This window comes from Streptomyces sp. NPDC127114 (assembly GCF_042677525.1).
In the GTDB taxonomy this organism is placed as follows: Bacteria; Actinomycetota; Actinomycetes; order Streptomycetales; family Streptomycetaceae; genus Streptomyces.
Window position 1 is genome coordinate 68,218 of sequence record NZ_JBHXTJ010000009.1, and the last position, 17,441, is coordinate 85,658.

The following is a 17,441-nucleotide window of genomic DNA, read 5'->3' on the forward strand; positions in this document are numbered from 1 at the left end:
TCGCGAAAGCGAGGGGCTTCCTTGTTTTCCGTCTACGGTCACGCCGGCGCTCATGCCTTCGGTCATGCCTGCAGGTAGGCGAGGACGGCGAGGACACGGCGGTGGGTGTCCTCGGCCGGCGGCAGGTCCAGCTTGGCCAGGATGTTGCCGATGTGCTTGCCGACGGCCGCCTCCGTGACGACGAGGCGGCGGGCGACCGCCGCGTTGGAGTGGCCCTCCGCGACCAGGGCCAGGACCTCCCGCTCCCGCGGGGTCAGCGCCTCGAGCGGGTCGCGGTGGCGGCGCAGCAGCTGCCGTACGACCTCCGGGTCGACGACCGTGCCGCCGGCCGCGACCCGGGCGAGGGCGTCGACGAACTCCTCCACCTGCCCCACCCGGTCCTTGAGCAGATAGCCGACGCCGGTGCCGTCGCCCGTGTCCAGGAGATCGGCGGCGTACGAGCGCTGCACGTACTGGCTGAGCACCAGGACCGGCAGCGACGGGCGGTCGGCGCGCAGCGCGACCGCGGCCCGCAGGCCCTCGTCCTGGAAGCCGGGCGGCATCCGTACGTCGGTGACGACGGCGTCCGGGTCGTGCGCGGCGACGGCGGTGAGCAGGGCGTCGGCGTCGCCGACCGCCGCGACCACCTCGTGGCCGAAACGTGCCAGGAGACCGATCAGTCCTTCGCGGAGGAGGACGCCGTCCTCGGCGAGGACGATGCGGAGCGCTCGGGACTCTGAGGCAGCGGACGGCACGGGATCTCCACTCGTAGGAGGGTCGGCCCGCCGGGCGGGCTCATGATCGTCAGTGTGCCATCGAGGACGGCGAGCCGGTCGGCAAGTCCGGTGAGCCCGCTGCCCCGGGCGGGATCGGCGCCGCCGTGCCCGTCGTCCTCGACCGTGAGCCGCAGCACCCCGTCGGCGTGGACGGCGGTGAGCCGGGCGCGGCCGGCGCCGCTGTGCCGGTCGATGTTGGCGAGGGCCTCGCGGGCCGTGAAGTAGCCGGCGTTCTCGACGGGCGCGGGCAGCCGTCGCAGGCCGGCGTCGATCCCGGAGGTGTCCACGGGAGTGGAGGCGCGGTCGGCGGCGTCGGCGAGGGCGGCGCCGAGGCCGTAGTCCACGAGGACCTGGGGATGGATGCCGTGGATCAGCTCGCGCAGCTCGGTCAGGACCTGGCCGGCCTCCGCATGGGCCTTGGCCAGCTGTTCGGCGAGCGGCCCCGGCGGGGCGTCGTAGCGGGCGAGGCCGAGGGTCATCGTGAGGGCGACGAGCCGCTGCTGGGCGCCGTCGTGGAGGTCCCGCTCGATCCGGCGCCGCTCGGCCTCGAAGGCGGCGGCGAGCCGCGCGCGGGAGGCGGTGACCTCGCCGATCCGCTGCCGCAGCTCGGCCTCGCGCGGCGCGAGCAGTGCGCGGGCGAGGGCGGCGCGGGCTCCGGCGTACCCGGTCAGCGGGTAGAGGAGGAGCAGCAGGAGCAGCAGGCCGAGGAGGGCGGCGGCGAAGGCCTGGGGGTACGAGGTGACCAGGTAGGCCTTGACCACCTTCGCCTCGTGCCCGTCGGCGGCGAGCTGGAGCGGGGCGCTCACGAGGGCGGCGGGCAGGCCGAGTCCGACGGCGAGCACGACCAGGTCGAGCGGCCACAGGACGGTGGCGTGGAGCAGGGCGTACCCGAGTTCCCTCCAGGTGGCCTGTTCCCGCGCCCGTAGCCGGAGCCAGGCGCCGAGCCCGGGCGCCTCGGGCACCCGGTGCGGGTCGGGCGCCGGGTCGAGCTCGACGAGCCGCAGCCGCCACCGCTCGACCGCGCCGACCGCGACCCCGGCGAGCAGCAGCAGGGGAAGCCCGACGAGCAGCAGGGAGAACCCCGCGAGGAGGATGAGGACGCCGAGGAGGACGGCGCCGCCGGCCGCGCCGGTCGCGAGGTAACCGACGGCGCGCCAGGGCCAGAGGGTGCGCGGAAGGCCGAGCGGCCGGGCGAGGGCCTGCCAGGCGGTACGGGGGTGGCGGGGCTGCATGACGATCACGCTAGGGCCGGGCGGGGGCCCGGGGCCATGGGTCTCGAGGGTGTCCCGGGGTAGGCCCAGCACTACCCCTGGGGGTTCTCCCCGGGAAAGGGCCGGCCCTGGCGGGCGTACTCCTCTCGGAGACGGGCGCGGGCGGCCGGCGTCAGGGGTTCGTACGGGGCGGCGGGCGCCGGGCGCCACCAGACGGGGTCGGTGGTGGCGAGCGCGGTACGGCGCAGGGCGACCCGGTGGATCTTGTTGGTCGCGGTGAGCGGGAGCTCGGGGACGATCCGTACGTACGTCGGGGGCATCTTGGTGCCGAGGTCCGCCTGGGCCGCGAGGAAGTCCGCGAAGGCGCGGGGGTCGAAACCGGCGCCGCCCCGCATCGCGACCACCGCCATCACCTGGTCGCCGGAGACCGGGTCGGGTATCGCGTGGACCGCGACGCCCGCCGCCCGCTCCCAGCGGGCCAGGATGTTCTCGATCATCGCGGCGGCCAGGTTCTCGCCGTCGACCCGCAGCCGGTCGTCGGTGCGGCCCGCGAAGTAGAGGAAGCCGTCGGCGTCGCGGTAGAAGAGGTCGCCGGTCCAGTAGACGCCGTCGCGCAGCCGGGCGGCCTCGGCCTCCGGGTTGCGCCAGTAGCCCTCGAAGGAGCTCCGGCCCCGGTTGACCAGTTCGCCGACGGCCTCGTCGGCGTTGAGGAGGACGCCGGAGGGCGAGAAGCGGGCCGGCGGGCACTCGCGGAGGGTGGCCGGGTCGAGCACGGCCAGGTCGTCGCCGGGCGCGGCCCGCCCGACGGCCCCGGCCGGCGTGCCGGGCGTCCGCCGGATCGCCGCGCCGCCCTCGGAGGAGCCGTAACCCTCGACGAGCCGCGCGCCGAAGCGCGCCTCGAAGCGGGCCGCGTCGACCGCCCCGGCCTCCGTGCCGAAGCCGAGCCGGAGGTGGTGGTCGCGGTCGTGGGGCGTGGCGGGCGTGGCGAGGAGGTACTGGACGGCGCGGCCGACGTAGGTGAAGTAGGTGGCGCCGAAGCGGCGTACGTCGGACAGGAAGCGGGAGGCGGAGAAGCGGGCGCGCAGCGCGATCCCGGCGCCGGCGGCGAGGGCAGGCGCCCAGTCGGCGATCACGGCGTTGCCGTGGAACATCGGCATGCAGACGTAGTGGGTGTCGTCCTCCCGTATCCCGAAGTGGGAGACGAGGGAGGCGCCCGCGGCGGCGAGCCGGCCCTGGGAGCAGACGGCCGCCTTGGGCGCGCCGGTGGAGCCGGAGGTGAAGGCGAGGAGCAGCCGGCTGTCGGGGCGGGCGGGCCGCAGGAAGGTGTCGTCGGGCGTGGCCGTCCCGTAGGGCGCCAGCAGCTCGCGGTAGGCGTCGGTGTCGGTGACGAGCACGCGGAGCCCGGGCAGCGGGAGTCCGTCGAGGAGCGGCAGGTGGGCCCGCTGGGTGACCAGGATCCGGCAGTCGGTGTGCCGGATGTCGCGGGCAAGTTCGGCGCCGCGGCGGGTGGGGTTGATCCCGGCGACGGCGGCCCCCGCGAGGGCCGCCGCGCCGAGCCAGAGCGGGTACTCCGGTGTGTTGTCGAGCAGCAGGCCGAGGTGCGGCTCGCGCCCCGGCCGGTGGGGCATCAGCTCCGTGAGCAGGGCCGCCCGCGCGGCGGCGCCGGAGGCGACCTGGTGGTGGGTGAGGGTGGTGTGCTCGTCCCTCAGTCCGGTCCTGTGGTCGCCCCACTGGCGCCGTACGAGCTCCGCGACGGTCTGCGTACCCATGCGGCGGGATGGTAGCTGACGCTCCGTCAGAACTGAACGCCCGATGCGGGCACCAGGCCCGGATCGGGAGCCGGAACGGGAGCCGGCCCTAGAACTGGACGTCCGAGCACGCGTAGAAGGCGTTCCCGGTGTCCGCGATCGTCCACACGGCGAGGATCAGGTGACGGCCGGTCTTGCCCGCCGGGATGGTCCCCGAGTGCGAGAGGGTCGAGGGCGGCTGCTGGTTGTTGTAGGGGACGACCAGGAAGGGCTGGGTGTCGAGGTCGGCCCGGGTCAGGGTCTTGCTCCCGGTCCAGCCGTTCCTGGTGATGTAGTAGCGGAAGTCCGTGGTCGCGTGGCGGGCGGTGAACTGCCAGCGGAAGCTGTAGCTCTGGCCCGCGGTGACCCGGGTGGTGGGCCAGGCGCCGCCGCGGGGGTCGTCGAGCTGCGCGAAGCGGGTGTTCCCGCCGGCGCATATCCGCCCGTCGGCGGGCCCGGCGGCCGGGAAGCCCTTGGGGCCCTCGACCGACTGCGGCTCCCACTGGATGTCGCCGCAGTTGCTCACGGTGCGGTTGGCGCAGAGCTTCTGGCGGCTGATCGGCGAATCGGTGTAGCCGTGGCTGCTCGCGCTGGTGGTGGCGAGGAGGGAGGCCGCCGCGACGCCGAGCGTCACGGCCGCCGCTCCCGCCCTTCTCTGTGTCTTTTTGCGCATGCTGTCGCTCCAGGAGAACGTGGGGGAGTTCCGTGGGCTGTGCTGCACGCGTGCGAGGTCGATGATTCCGGTCTAGACCAAGTTCCAAAGTAAGGAGGGAAGTTGGCCATGTCCATACCAACGGCAAGGTCGGGGCCGGCGCGTCAGGCGCCCTCCGCCGGAGCCGCACGGCCGGTGTAGAACGCCACCGTCAGGTCCTTCACCAGTGCCTTCCGCTCGTAGTCGTCGAGCTCCACCAGACCACGGGAGGTCAGCCGGTGGACCACGTCGTCCACCGCGTCCACGACCGAGGTGAGGACACTGTCCCGGTGCTTCGCGTCGAGCGCCGCGATCCGGCGGCGCTGCATCGCCGCGGCCACCTCGGGCGCGTACTCGATGCGCGTCGGCTGCGCCGAGAACACGTCGATGCCGACCGGTGCGCACTCCGCGGACAGCATCCGGGTCAGCGCCTCGCCGACCGCCTCGGCGTCGCGCAGGGTCGGCGCGTCCTCGTGGAACGCGTCCGCCGGGAGCTGCGAGAGCACCCGGGCCATCGCCGCCTCGACCTGCTCCCGCAGGTACTCCTCGTGCCGGTCGACCCCGAGGGCCGCCCGCACGGTGTCCCGGATCCGCCACACCACCAGGACCACCACGTCCAGCGCCGTGCCCTTCGCGTCCACCGCGGGCAGCGGCTCGCTGCGCCAGTGCCGCAGCCGTACGTCCACCCGGCGGCGCAGCAGGAGCGGGCTCACCCAGAGCAGGCCGGTGCGGCGGACGGTGCCGCGGTAGTCGCCGAAGAGGGTCAGGACCAGGGCGTAGCCGACCCGGCCGCGGCCGAGACCGCCGACGAAGAAGAGGGCGGCGAGCACACCGAGCGCGAGCAGCGCCCACTGGCCGAGGTGGATGCCCTCGTACGGCCGCGAGGGCAGGCGGAGCATCCGCGCGGCCTCCGCGGGGACGGCGCCCGTCCACCACACGACCGCCGCGCACCCCGCGAGCGCGAGCACTCCCCCGGCCACGCCGACCCACCCCGGCAGCACCGGCCCTGGCCGCTCGACCAGCTGCGGATCGGCGGTGGGCGCGGGCCGGGCGGGCGAGGACTTCGCGGCGGGACGGGTGGGCCCGGGGATGGCGGCCTTGCCCTTGCCGGCGCCCTTGCCGGCGGCCTTGGTGCCGCTGCCGGCCTTGCTGTCGCCGGCCTTGCTGTCGCCGGCCTTCGGCGCGGCGGTCTTGGGCACGGGAACGGTGTCGGGCCCGCCGTCGTCCGCGGCCGCGGGTTCCGCCGGCTCGTCGCGGAAGAGCAGGTGCACCGGGATGGACCCGGTGCTCTCGTTCCCGATGACGGTCCGCCGCCGGGCGGCGGTGCCGACGCTGCTGTTGCCGTTGCTGCTGGTGCTGTTGCCGTGGGAGCTGGTGCCGTGGGAGCTGGTGCTGCTGCCGCTCCGGATCGCCGTCTCCTGCGCGTTGGCCGCGACGGGCACGGCGAGGGCCTTCACCCGTCCCCCGGCGATCCACCCGAGGTCCACCCCCTCACCCGCCTTGGGGGACGCCGACGCCGGAGCCGTACGGCCGGACGGCGAGGCCGCAGCACCGTCGGTGCCGGTGGAGGTGGTGCCAGGCGCGGCAGCCGCGCGGGCCGGGGCGGGTGCACTTGACGCGCCGTCACCGGTAAGAGAGGGAGCCGGTCTGGAGGAAACGGCGACCGCGCCCGGCCCGGCCGTTGCTGACGCCGGGCCAGGCCGTCTCGGCCCGGCCGACGGCGCGGCGCCCGCGGCGCCTGACGACGGGACCGCACCGCCCGGAGCGGCCGGTGCGGCAGGTGCTGCCGGTGCGCCGGGAGCCGTCTGCGCGGCCCGCGTGACCGGCGCGATCGGGTTGCCCGTGCCGCCCGTCCCCGGGGTCCCCGGCGCACCCTTGTCGTCCGCCGCCGGAGCGGTGGACGACGGCGCGCCGCCGGGCAGCCGCTCGGCGCCCGACGGCGGCGCGGCACGACCCGCCGCAACGGGCACACCCGGTGAGACCGGCCCAGCCGGTGCGACCGATGCGGCCGGTGCAGCCGGTGCAGCCGGTGCAGCCGGTGCAGGCTTGGGAGCCGACGCGACCGACGCGACCGCTGTGCCGGGCGCTACCGGCGCAGCCGGCGCGACCGCTGTACCCGGCGCCCCCGGCGCGACGGGTGTTCCCAGCGCACCCCGCCCGCCCGCAGCGCCCGACGGCGACGACGACGGCGACACCCCACCCCGTCCGCCCCCGCCCACGGCGTCCGGCCGCGACCCCGCACCGACCTGTGCGCCCGCGTCGCCCGGCGGCACCGTGGCAGGCCCCGGCGCAGGAGCCGGGGCAGGCCCAGACGCAGCCCCCCGCGCAGGAGTCGGGGCAGGCCCAGGCGTAGGCCCCGGCGAAGGAGTCGGCGCAGAAGTCGACGCAGCCCCAGACGCAGACCCCGACCCGGGGGCCGGCGCAGAGGTCGGCGCAGAGGTCGGCGCAGAGGTCGGCGTCGGGCCCGGTGGGGCGGCCGGGCGTAGGCGGCCGTCGGTGAGGCGGCGGGCGGTGCGGGCCGCGTCGCGGCTGGCGGCCGGGCCGGAGTCCGGCGGGGTCGGGGTCGATGCCGTCATTCGGTCACCTCATGTTCTCGGGGTCATCGGAAAAGGCGCCGCCAGGTCTCCGGACCCGGGTAGCCGTCGGCCGCGCCGCCGCGCCAGCCCTGGGCCCGCTGGAAGGCCTCGACGTTGCGGCGGTCCGCCTCCGTCCACCGCGGACCGGGGCCCGACACGTAGTGCCTGCCGAAGCCCCGCTTCACCAGTTGTTTGCCCAGCTTCTCCACATATGCGTTGGATTGGCCCGGACGGAAGTAGCCACGCCCGGGGAACCCGCTCGCAGATGCGCTCGACCCGCCCGAACCACTCGAACCGCCGATGTCCCTGCCCTGCCCGCTCACGAGCAGCGCCCACGTCTGCGGCCCCGGCAGTCCGTCCGCCTCCCTGCCCTTCCACCCCTGGGCCCGCTGGAAGGCCTGGGTCGCCCGGCGGTCCGCCTCGCCCCAGCGCGGCCCCGGGCCCCGGCTGTAGTACTTCTTGCCGCCGCGCGCGACCAGCAGCTTCCCGAGCTGGGTGACGTACGCGTTGTTCGCGCCGGGTCCGAACCTCGCCGAGCCGGGGTACGGCGTCGCCGCCGCTCCGGAGCCGGCGCTCCCGGTCCCGCTGCCGCCGCTGGTCACGCCCTTGTAGCGGTAGGCGAGGTAGCGGTCGGAGTTCTCCCAGTACGCGAGCGGCGTGGCCTGCTTCCGCGTGCGCGGCTTGGTCTGCTCGTACGCGATGTAGGAGGTGTGGGTGTAGTCGGTCCAGCCGCCGAAGATCGTCACGTGGGAGCCGCGCGTGGGGTTGGCGGGGTTGTGGAAGAGCAGGATGTCGCCGGGCTGGAGCTCGGTGCGGTCGATCCGGTCGGCGAAGCGGTCGAGGCTGCCGGTCCACTCGTTGGACCGCAGGTTCCAGGCCATGGAGATGTAGCCGGAGCAGTCCTGCCGGTAGCCGTCGCCCCAGTAGCGCTCCATCGAGTACGGGACGCCCGCCGTGACCCACGTCTTGGCGCGGTTGATGATCTCGGCCCGGGTGCTCTTCCGCAGGGACTCCACGGAGATCTGGCTGGTCGTCGGGGTGGCGTCGGGCGAGGGCGCCGAGCCGGGGCCGGGCGCGCCGTGCAGGGGGCCCCGGCCGCCCTGCGGGGTCTCGGGGTCCGGCCCGGTGAGGAGCCCGCCGGCCCCCGCACCCTCCGCCGAGTCCGCCGCCGGGTCCGCGGGCAGCGCTCCGGCCACGCCCGTGCCGCCGCCCAGGACGACGCCCGCGGCCGTCATCAGGACCAGCGCGCGACGGGCTCCGTGCGCGGCCGGGTGGCCGCCCGCCCGGACCGGGAGTCCCAGGGCGAGGTCGCGGCGGCGCTGGGCGCAGCCCGGGCAGCCGCAGTCCGCTGCTGGCTCGATTTCTTCGAAGACCGGCACACTCATGCGTTCCCCTCCACACTCGTCAAGATCTTTTCGCGCTCCTGCACGGGCGCCATCGTCTCAACTGTCTGGACAAATCGCATTTTGACGGATCGAAGGCTCAATACGACCATCCGACAGGCCGGACGGAGCATGATCGGGACAGGAAATGGTCGGAGGCACCCTCTGGCGTGCTGTAAAGTTATGCAGGTCAGCAGGCGCCGCTAGCTCAGTTGGTTAGAGCAGCTGACTCTTAATCAGCGGGTCCGGGGTTCGAGTCCCTGGCGGCGCACGCGAAGGCCGAGGCCCTTCACCATCAGGTGAAGGGCCTCGGTCGTCTTCCCGTTTCCTCTACAGTGTGCGGAACCCCGACCTCCCGCGGCGGCTCCGGGCTTCTCCCGCGGTCCGTGAGCCCGCGGTCGAGGACCGGACCGGCCGGCGGCCGGCGGTTCCCGCCCCGTCGGCCGGCCCCCGGTCACCCCCCGCCGCCCCGTCGCCCCCGCCCGCCGCGTGCCCGCCCGGGTCAGCGGTACGCAGGCCCCCGCGCGCCGGTCAGGTACGCCGAGACGACCACGTTCGCCGTGTACGCGCCCGCCTCCCGGTCGAAGCCGCCTCCGCAGGTGATCAGCCGCAGCTCGGAGCGGCCCGGGCGGCGCGGACCGTACGCCTTCCGGGCGTCGAAACCGTCCCTGGGCAGGACCTGGACGTCGTCGATCGTGAATTCCGCGACGCTTCCGTCCGAACGGGTCACGGTCACCGCCGCGCCGGGCCGCACCGAGCTCAGGCCGTAGAAGACGGCCGGGCGGGTCTCGGTGTCGACGTGGCCGACCAGGAGCGCGGCCCCGGGGGCTCCGGGGCGGGTGCCGGAGCCGTACCAGCCGACGGTGTGCGGCATCTCGTACGGCGGCGGGTCGATCGCCCCGTCCTCGTCCAGGCCGCGCGGCACCACGGGCGCGGAGATCCCGAGCGACGGGATCTCCACCCGGCGCGGCTCGGCGGCCCTCATCGGGGCGTGCTCCGGCGGCAGCGGCGCGCCGAGCGGGCGGCCGACGGCGGCGATGTCGCCGGTGGTCGGTGCGGAGCTGCCGAGGGGCCCCTCGCCGGTGTCCCTTCCCCACACCCACAGTCCGAGCACCAGCACGGCCCAGGCCGTCCCGGTCAGGGCGCGCCCGGAGGACATCGGGTCAGTCCGTGCCCTGGCCCGCGCCGCCCCGGCGCCGGGCGCTGCGGACGGCCACGGCGACCGCGGCGACGGCGGCCATGCCGAGACCCAGGAGCGTGTACGGGGTGCCGAGGCCGGCCTCGTCCGCCGTCTGGGCGACGCCGGGCGCCGCGGGCGCGGCGAAGGCGGCCGTGCCGCCGCCGCCCGCGCGGACCGGGGCGACCGGGGACGGATGGTGGGCGGGCTTGTGGGCCGGCTCGTGGTGGCGCCGGACGTGGACGCTGCCGACGTCGTGGTGGTCATGGCCGTCGCAGGTCACGCTGACCTTGTACGTGCCGTCCTCGAGTCCCGACTTCAGGGTCGTGTCGCCGGACAGCGGGTGCTTCCCGCCGTCCCGGCCGGTGAGCTCGGCGTCCGCGACGAACGCCTGGGACCTGGCGGCGCCGGTCGTGCCCTCGCAGCCCGTGACACGCAGGTCGACGTCGGCGCCGGGCGCGGCGGTGGCCGGGGTGACGGTGGCCTGGACGCCGTCATGGGCGAGGGCGGTGCCCGCCGCGGGCGCGAGCACCAGAGCCACGGCCGCGCCTGCGGCACGGAGAGCGATGGGACCTGAACGCATGGTGACCTCCTGGTACTGGCAGGGTCACCCGGTTCGGGTCCGTTCGCATCCGCAGGGCGCCGGCCGTGGCCCTCACCTGCGGATTCAGACGCGGTCGACGAGGTCCGCGATCGACTTCACGACCTTCGAGGGGCGGAACGGGAAGCGGTCGATCTCCGCCTCGGTGGTCAGGCCGGTGAGCACGAGGAAGGTCTGCATGCCCGCCTCCAGGCCGGCCAGGATGTCGGTGTCCATCCGGTCGCCGATCATGGCGCTGGTCTCGGAGTGGGCGCCGATGGCGTTGAGGCCGGTGCGCATCATCAGCGGGTTGGGCTTGCCCGCGAAGTACGGCTCCTTGCCGGTCGCCTTGGTGATCAGCGCGGCCACCGAGCCGGTGGCGGGCAGCGGGCCCTCCAGGGACGGGCCGGTCTCGTCGGGGTTGGTGCAGATGAAGCGGGCGCCGGCGTTGATGAGGCGGACCGCCTTGGTCATCGCCTCGAAGGAGTACGTGCGGGTCTCGCCCAGGACCACGTAGTCGGGGTCGTGGTCGGTGAGCACGTAGCCGATGTCGTGGAGGGCGGTGGTGAGGCCGGCCTCGCCGATGACGTACGCGGTGCCGCCCGGGCGCTGGTCGTCGAGGAACTTGGCGGTGGCGAGCGCCGACGTCCAGATGTTCTCGACGGGCACGTTCAGGCCCATGCGCGCGAGCCGGGCGTGCAGGTCCCTCGCCGTGTAGATGGAGTTGTTGGTGAGGACGAGGAAGGGCTTGCCGGTGTCCCGCAGCTTCGTGATGAACGCGTCGGCACCGGGGATCGGCACGCCCTCGTGGATGAGGACGCCGTCCATGTCGGTGAGCCAGGATTCGATCGGCTTGCGCTCTGCCATGGGTGCGGGACTCCTGCCGTGCGTGGAGGACGGATGCTGGGGGCGACGCAACGACGCTGTGGCGACGCCCCCAGCCTAGGTCAGGAAGTGCTGATCCTGACCCCGTCGATCACCCAGTACCAGTTGTTGGAGCCGGTGTAGCGGAAGCGGAAGCTGACGTTCGAGGCGCCGGCGGGCACGTTCACCGTGACCGACTGGGGCTTCGAGACGACGTCGGACGTGTAGCTCTTGACGACGGTCGGCGTACCGCCGTTGAAGCTCGCGAGGATCTGGGCGGTCTGGCTGCCCTCCTGGCGGTAGAAGGTCGTGAAGTCCAGGGTCACGCGGGAGGCGCCGGAGACCGCGTACGCCGGGGTGACCAGGGTCGAGTCGTACGTGCCCGAGAAGGTCTTGTCGGCCCACTCGTCGGAGTCGGCGACGGCGAAGACGCCGCGTGCGCGGACGTTGAGCTCGCGGGACTGGTCGCGCTGGGTGCGGGACCAGAACTCGTCGGTGGCGAAGGACCAGCCCCGCCACTCGGTCACGCCGCCCGTGCCCATCGCGTTGTTGATGACGGACCAGCCGCTGGGCGCGGTGTGGGTGAAGCCGAGGACCCCGGCCGGGATGCCGGTCTCGTCGACGCGGCCGGAGAGGGAGCCGTACAGCGCGTCGAAGGGGTCGGTGGAGCGGTCCTGGACCGGCTTGCCGTCCAGGCCCCACGCCGGGTCGGGGGTGATGCCGAGCTGGCGGAAGACCGTGGCGGCGACGTCGACGAGCCGGGTGTCGATCGGGCGGGCGCCGGCGGCGATGCCGGGGCCCTGGGCGAGGACGAAGGTGCGGCGCTCCTCGACGGAGGAGCCGCCGTGGCCGCCGGCGTCGAGGTGGCCGTGGTCGGTGGCGACGATGACGGTCCAGCGCTCGGCGGCGTAGGACGGGCGGGCCTTGATCGCGGTGAGCAGCCGGCCCAGGTAGCCGTCCTGGACGTCGATGGCGTCGAGGTAGGCCTGGCTGCCGGCGCCGGAGTTGTGGCCCACCTCGTCGGTCTCGCCGAAGTAGACGAAGAGGACGTCGGGGTTCTGGTTGCGGAGGACGTCCTCGGTGATGTCGGTGATCAGGAGGTCGTTGACCGCGTAGTTGTTGTTGTAGACCACCTTCGCGTCGGCGCCGGGGGTGACCGTGCCGTAGGTGTCGAGCTCGGGCCAGTCGACGGCCGCGAAGAGGGAGAGCTCGGGGCGGACCTGGTTCAGGCGGGCGAGGAAGCCGGGGTAGGTGCCGTAGTTGCGGCCGGCGAAGGTGTTGTCCTTCACGCCGTGCTTGTCGGGCCACACGCCGGTGGAGATGGTCGACCAGCCGGGGCCCGAGGAGGTGGCGGCCATGGGGTTGGCGTAGAGCAGCGAGAGGCCGTAGGTGCCGTTGGCCATCAGGGACTTGAGGTTCGGGGCCTTGGCGGCGGCGATGCGGTCGTGGCGCAGGCCGTCCATGCCGACGACGAGCACCTTGTCCTGGCTGGTGCCGTCGGGGAGCGTCGGTGCGGCGGTGGCCGCGCGGGCGGTGGGGGCGGTGACGACGCCGGTGGCGGCGAGGGCGGCGGTGGCGCCGCCGGCGGCGAGCACGGCGCGGCGGGATATGCCGTTGAGCGGCATCTCTGGAGTCCTCCATGAGTGAGGGGGCACACCAACGCCCCTGATTTCTCAGGGGCGTTGCCCGGTCCGGACTTTGGTCCGTACCCGTTATCCTTTCGCGACACTTCTGCGGGACGGAAGAGACGTGCGGTGAACTCTCAGCTGCCGGTGGCGGACTTCCACGCGTCCACGTACGAGGCGAGGTTCCTGTCGATGTCGGCCCAGTCCGGCTCGAAGACCTCGACGCCGCTCATCAGCCGGGCCAGCTCGATGGCGTTGGCGTCGGTGGCCTTGACGTCCTTGCGGACGGTGAAGCCGCCGCCGACGGAGCTGACCTCGCGCTGCGCCTGCTCGCTCAGCATGAAGTCGAGCAGCTTCTTGCCGTTCTCGCTGTGCGGGGCCTTGTTCACCAGGCCCGCGGCGTACGGCAGGGCGAAGGTGGTGGGCCTGCCGCCCTGCTTCGCGGGGAACCAGATGCCCAGGTTCGGCATGGACTTGGACTGGGCGAAGTTCATCTGGACGTCGCCGTTGGCGACCAGGATCTCGCCCTTGTCGACCTTCGGGGCGAGCTTGGAGGTGGAGGAGGACGGGCCGACGTTGTTGGCCTGGAGCTTCTTCAGGTACTCCATCGCCGGCTCCTTGCCGCCGAAGTCGTGCATGGCCTTGATGACCACGGCGGTACCGTCGCCGGCGACGCCCGGGGTGGAGTACTGCAGCTTGTTCTTGAACTTGCCGTCGAGCAGCTGCTCCCAGGTGGCGGGGGCGGTGGGCAGTTCCTTCTTGTTGTGGACGAAGCCGAAGAAGTTGTTGACGACGGCGATCCACTTGCCGTTGTCGGCCTTGTCGGCGCCGCTGACCATGTCGGCGCCCTGCGGGGTGTACGCCTGGAGCAGGCCCTTGGAGTCGGCCTGCTGGATGAACGGCGGCAGGGTGACGATGACGTCGGCCTGGGTGTTGCTCTTCTCGCGGGCGGCGCGCTGCACCATCTCGCCGGAGCCGCCCTCGACGTACTTCACCTTGATGCCGGTCTGCTTCTCGAAGTCCTTGAAGACCTTGTCGTACCAGCCGTCGCCCGCCTCGCCCTTGAGGCCGTCGGCGCTGTAGACGGTGACGACCTTCTCCTCGGAGGCGGCGGAGGAGCCGCCGCAGGCGGTGAGGGAGGCGGCGAGGGCGAGGCTGCCGGTGACGGCCGCGATCGGCCTGAGGTACACGGACGTGGTACGCATGACGTCGTTCTCTCCTAGCGGTACGGGGGGAGGGTTGCTAGCGGTACGAGGCTCTGGTGCGGATGCGGGAGACGGCGAGCAGCACGATCAGCGTCGCCGTCATCAGGACCACGGCGAGGGCCGAGCCCGTGAAGAGCGAACCGCGGTCGGTGGCCGTGAAGACGAGCACGGGCAGCGGCAGCCAGTCCGGCGGGTAGAGCATCATGGTGGCGCTCAGCTCGCCCATGGACAGGGCGAAGCAGAGCCCCGCCGCCGCGTTCAGCGACGGGAGCAGGAGCGGAAGCCGCACCCGGAGCAGGACGTACGAGGGGCGGGCGCCCAGGCTGGCCGCCGCCTGCTCGTACATCGGGTCCAGACGCAGGATGGCGGCCGAAACCGACTGGTAGGCGAACGCCGTGACAAGAACGGTGTGCGCGAGGATCACGATCCAGCGCGTGCCGTTCAGGAGCAGCGGCGGCTGCGAGAAGGCGACCAGGACGGCGAGTCCGACGACCACCGAGGGCACCGCGACCGGCAGCACGAACAGCGCGTCGAGCAGCCGGCGGCCCCGCTCGCGCAGCGCGGACGCGGCGAGCGCGGCCCAGGTGCCGGCGGTGAGCGCGAGCAGGCTCGCGGCGAGCGCGGTGACCAGGCTGGTGGTGAGCGCCTGGAGGGATTCGCCGCGCACGGCCGCCGCGTAGTGCTCGGTGGTGGGGCCGGAGGGGAAGGCGCCGGACCAGTGGGTGGAGAAGGAGGCGGCGAGGATCACGAGGAGGGGCAGGGCGAAGAGGGGCACGAAGAGGACCGCGAAGACGGCCCAGGCGCCCCAGCGCCCGGCGCGGCTATGCACGAGCACGGAGACGGCTCCCTTCCTGAGCGGTGCCGCCGCGCGCGGTGCGGGTCCGGCGGGCGGCGGTGCGGCGACCGGCCCGCCTGGCACTCCTCGCGCGGCCGCCGGTGGCCCGGCCGCCGGTCGTACGGGCGACGAGCAGGCGGTACAGCCCGTAGAGACTCACGGAGATCACCACGTTGACGACGGCGACGACGCAGGCCGCCGCGTAGTCGGACTCGAGGATGGCCTTGCCGTAGACGAGCATCGGCAGGGTCGTGACGCCCTTGGCCCCGGTGAAGAGCACGATCCCGAACTCGTTCAGGCACATCACCAGGACGAGGCTGCCGCCGGCGGCGAGCGCGGGCAGCGCCTCGGGCAGGATCACCCGGCGCACGATCCGCGGCGGCCGGGCGCCCAGCGAGGAGGCCACCTCCAGCTGGGCGGTGTCCAGCTGGGAGAAGGCGGCGAGCAGCGGCCGCATCACGAACGGCGTGAAGTACGTGATCTCGGCGAGCAGCACGCCCCATGGCGTGGTCAGGAACCGGAAGGGCCCCTCGGCGGCTCCCGTGACGTCCGTCCACACTCCGTTGGCCATGCCGACCGTGCCGTAGACGAACAGCAGGGCGAGCGTGATCAGGAAGGACGGGAAGGAGAGGAAGACGTCGATGGACTTCGCAACCGCCCGGCCGCCCGGGAAGGGCACGAAGGCGATGACGAGGGCCAGCACGAAGCCGAGGACGAGACAGCCGGCGGTGGCCGCCGCGGCGAGCCACACGGTGGTGACCAGCGCGTCCCGGAAGGACGCGGAGGCGAAGACCTCGCCGTACGCGCCGGGCGCCAGCGACTCCCTGACGACCAGGGCCAGCGGGTAGAGGAAGACCACGGCGAGCGCGAGCACCGGAGGCGCGGCCCACAGCCAGGCGGGCACCGGGCGCCGGTCCGGGCGCCCGGGCGCGGGCGCGGCCGGGCCGGCCGGCCGGCGTTCGGCGGGCGGGGCGAGGGTGCCGGTCACGTGCCCACCCCCGCGCCGAGCAGCACCGCGTCCTCCCGTGCGAAGTGCAGCGTCACCTCGTCGCCGAGCGCCGGCGTCTCGCGCAGCTCGCGCACGTCCGCCTTCACGCGGTGCCGCCCGGAGCCGACGTCCACGTACAGGCGGTGGGTGGCGCCGCGCCACTGCACCTCGGCGATCCGGCCGGTGAGGGCGTTCGGGCCGGGGCCCAGGCCGACGAGGTGGGGCCGTACGCACAGGGTGGCGGTGGCGCCCGGTACGACGCCGGCGGCGACCGGCACGTCGAGGGCCGTGTCGTCGAGGCTGACCCCGTCCGCGCCGACGGTGACGGGCAACAGGTTGGCGTTGCCGACGAAGGAGGCGGTGAACTCGGTGCGGGGCCGCCGGTACAGCTCCTGCGGCGTGCCGCAGTCCTGGAGCCTGGCCCGGTCCATGACGGCGATCCGGTCGGCGAGGGTGAGCGCCTCGACCTGGTCGTGGGTCACGTACAGGACGGAGACCTCGGGCAGCTCGCGGTGCAGCCGGGCGAGTTCGGCGAGCATGCCGGAGCGCAGCTGGGCGTCGAGCGCGGACAGCGGCTCGTCGAGGAGCAGCACGTTCGGGCGGATGGCGAGGGCGCGGGCGATGGCGACGCGCTGCTGCTGGCCGCCGGACAGCTCGCGCGGGTAGCGCTTGGCGTAGGCCGCCATGCCGGTCATCTCCAGCGCCTCGGCGACCCGTCCGGGTATCCCGTCCTTGGGTGCCTTCTGCGCCTTCAGTCCGAAGGCGACGTTGTCCTCGACGCGCATGTGCGGGAAGAGAGCGTACTGCTGCACGACCATGCCGATGCCCCGCTTGTGCGGCGGGAGGCCGGTGACGTCGCGGTCGCCGATGAACACCCGGCCGGAGACCGGCCGGACGAAGCCGGCGACGGCGCGCAGGGCGGTGGTCTTGCCGGAGCCGGAGGGCCCGAGCAGGGCCATCACCTCGCCGGGTTCGACGGTCAGGTCCAGCGAGTCGAGGACGGTGTGGCCGTGGTACGCGACGGAGACGCCGTCGAAACGGATGCCGCTGAGCCCGCCGGTCATGCCCCGCGCTCCTCGTACCGCCGTATCAGGGAGGGCAGACCGGCGACCGAGGGCAGGACGTCGGTGGCGCCGTGCTCCTTCAGCGCGGCCTCGCCGTGGGCGCCGGTCAGCACGCCGGCCACGATCCCGGCGCCGGAACGGACGCCGCTGAGCATGTCGTACGAAGTGTCCCCGGCGACCACGACCTGGCGGACGTCGTCGACGGCGCCGGTGCGCAGGAAGGCGGCGAGCACCATGTCCGGGTACGGGCGGCCGCGGCCGCCCGCGTCGGCCGGGCAGAGGGTGAGGCCGACGAGCCCGCGCCAGCCGAGGGCGTCGAGGATGGCGTCCTGGGTGGGCCGGGCGAAGCCGGTGGTGAGGACGACCGTGCGGCCCTGGTCCTTCAGCTCGGCGACGGCCTCGGCGGCGCCGGGGACGGGGGCGATCCTGCCCGCGGCGACCAGCTCTCCGTAGGCTTCCTCGAAGGCGGTGTTGGCCTGATGCGCGCGGCTCTCGTCGCCGCCGAAGAGGTGGCGGAAGACGGAGATCTTGGACTCGCCCATGGTGGCGCGGACGTGGTCGATCATCGTGGCGGGGTCCTCGCCGAGGCGTTCGGCGGCGGCCGTGAAGGCCTGCTCGACGAGGCCGCCGTCGGCGACGGTGGTGCCGGCCATGTCGAGGACGACGAGGCCGTGCTTGCCGTGGTGGGGGTGAGTGCTCAT

Annotated in this window: 15 protein-coding genes and 1 tRNA gene; 1 reads left to right on the forward strand and 15 read right to left on the reverse strand. The window is 73.9% G+C overall.

The genetic code is table 11. From position 1 onward, the window contains the following. Nucleotides 1–62: 62 nt before the first annotated feature. From ACFVGS_RS12185 to ACFVGS_RS12210, 6 genes are all read right to left on the reverse strand, one after another. The gene (locus ACFVGS_RS12185) at nucleotides 63–734 is read right to left on the reverse strand and encodes a response regulator (RefSeq protein ID WP_384409142.1); all 672 of its coding nucleotides are present in this window, start codon (nucleotides 732–734) and stop codon (nucleotides 63–65) included. Further along, nucleotides 656–1,987: a sensor histidine kinase gene (locus ACFVGS_RS12190; protein WP_385692433.1), complete on the reverse strand. Its 1,332-nt coding sequence runs from the start codon at nucleotides 1,985–1,987 to the stop codon at nucleotides 656–658. Before ACFVGS_RS12190 ends, ACFVGS_RS12185 begins: the two co-directional genes overlap by 79 nt. Before the next feature lie 71 nt (nucleotides 1,988–2,058). Beyond that, nucleotides 2,059–3,735: an AMP-binding protein gene (locus ACFVGS_RS12195; protein WP_385692434.1), complete on the reverse strand. Its 1,677-nt coding sequence runs from the start codon at nucleotides 3,733–3,735 to the stop codon at nucleotides 2,059–2,061. Nucleotides 3,736–3,823: 88 nt separating this feature from the next. Continuing rightward, nucleotides 3,824–4,426, reverse strand: a complete 603-nt coding sequence (locus tag ACFVGS_RS12200; protein ID WP_384409136.1) for a lytic polysaccharide monooxygenase — start codon at nucleotides 4,424–4,426, stop codon at nucleotides 3,824–3,826. A gap of 143 nt (nucleotides 4,427–4,569) precedes the next feature. Continuing rightward, nucleotides 4,570–5,931: an SPFH domain-containing protein gene (locus ACFVGS_RS12205; RefSeq protein ID WP_384409134.1), complete on the reverse strand. Its 1,362-nt coding sequence runs from the start codon at nucleotides 5,929–5,931 to the stop codon at nucleotides 4,570–4,572. Between the two features lie 1,112 nt (nucleotides 5,932–7,043). Further along, nucleotides 7,044–8,405 (reverse strand): peptidoglycan-binding protein, encoded by a 1,362-nt coding sequence (locus tag ACFVGS_RS12210; RefSeq protein WP_384409132.1) that lies wholly within the window; start codon nucleotides 8,403–8,405, stop codon nucleotides 7,044–7,046. Between the two features lie 194 nt (nucleotides 8,406–8,599). Between ACFVGS_RS12210 and ACFVGS_RS12215 the strand changes: the two genes are divergently transcribed. Beyond that, nucleotides 8,600–8,673: transfer RNA gene (locus ACFVGS_RS12215), tRNA-Lys, on the forward strand. Nucleotides 8,674–8,904: 231 nt separating this feature from the next. Here ACFVGS_RS12215 and ACFVGS_RS12220 read toward each other — a convergent pair. The 9 genes from ACFVGS_RS12220 to ACFVGS_RS12260 form a co-directional block, all read right to left on the reverse strand. Continuing rightward, nucleotides 8,905–9,561, reverse strand: coding sequence for a class F sortase (locus ACFVGS_RS12220; protein ID WP_384409130.1), 657 nt, complete (start codon nucleotides 9,559–9,561; stop codon nucleotides 8,905–8,907). A 4-nt stretch (nucleotides 9,562–9,565) separates the two neighbouring features. Continuing rightward, the gene (locus tag ACFVGS_RS12225) at nucleotides 9,566–10,162 is read right to left on the reverse strand and encodes a hypothetical protein (protein ID WP_385692435.1); all 597 of its coding nucleotides are present in this window, start codon (nucleotides 10,160–10,162) and stop codon (nucleotides 9,566–9,568) included. 84 nt (nucleotides 10,163–10,246) lie between these two features. Beyond that, a complete protein-coding gene (locus tag ACFVGS_RS12230) occupies nucleotides 10,247–11,026 on the reverse strand; it encodes an HAD-IIA family hydrolase (RefSeq protein ID WP_384409126.1) in 780 nt (259 codons plus the stop codon). 80 nt (nucleotides 11,027–11,106) lie between these two features. Beyond that, on the reverse strand, nucleotides 11,107–12,648 hold the full coding sequence (locus ACFVGS_RS12235) for an alkaline phosphatase family protein (protein ID WP_384409124.1): 1,542 nt from the start codon (nucleotides 12,646–12,648) through the stop codon (nucleotides 11,107–11,109). 137 nt (nucleotides 12,649–12,785) lie between these two features. Then, entirely contained in the window at nucleotides 12,786–13,853 is a 1,068-nt protein-coding gene (locus tag ACFVGS_RS12240) for a 2-aminoethylphosphonate ABC transporter substrate-binding protein (protein ID WP_384409122.1), read from the reverse strand. Between the two features lie 37 nt (nucleotides 13,854–13,890). Beyond that, nucleotides 13,891–14,688, reverse strand: a complete 798-nt coding sequence (locus ACFVGS_RS12245) for an ABC transporter permease (protein ID WP_385692436.1) — start codon at nucleotides 14,686–14,688, stop codon at nucleotides 13,891–13,893. Then, a complete protein-coding gene (locus tag ACFVGS_RS12250) occupies nucleotides 14,675–15,676 on the reverse strand; it encodes a 2-aminoethylphosphonate ABC transporter permease subunit (protein WP_385692437.1) in 1,002 nt (333 codons plus the stop codon). Before ACFVGS_RS12250 ends, ACFVGS_RS12245 begins: the two co-directional genes overlap by 14 nt. Further along, nucleotides 15,673–16,740: an ABC transporter ATP-binding protein gene (locus ACFVGS_RS12255; protein ID WP_385692438.1), complete on the reverse strand. Its 1,068-nt coding sequence runs from the start codon at nucleotides 16,738–16,740 to the stop codon at nucleotides 15,673–15,675. Before ACFVGS_RS12255 ends, ACFVGS_RS12250 begins: the two co-directional genes overlap by 4 nt. Then, entirely contained in the window at nucleotides 16,737–17,441 is a 705-nt protein-coding gene (locus ACFVGS_RS12260) for a phosphonatase-like hydrolase (RefSeq protein WP_385692439.1), read from the reverse strand. The genes ACFVGS_RS12255 and ACFVGS_RS12260 overlap by 4 nt, the downstream gene beginning before the upstream one ends.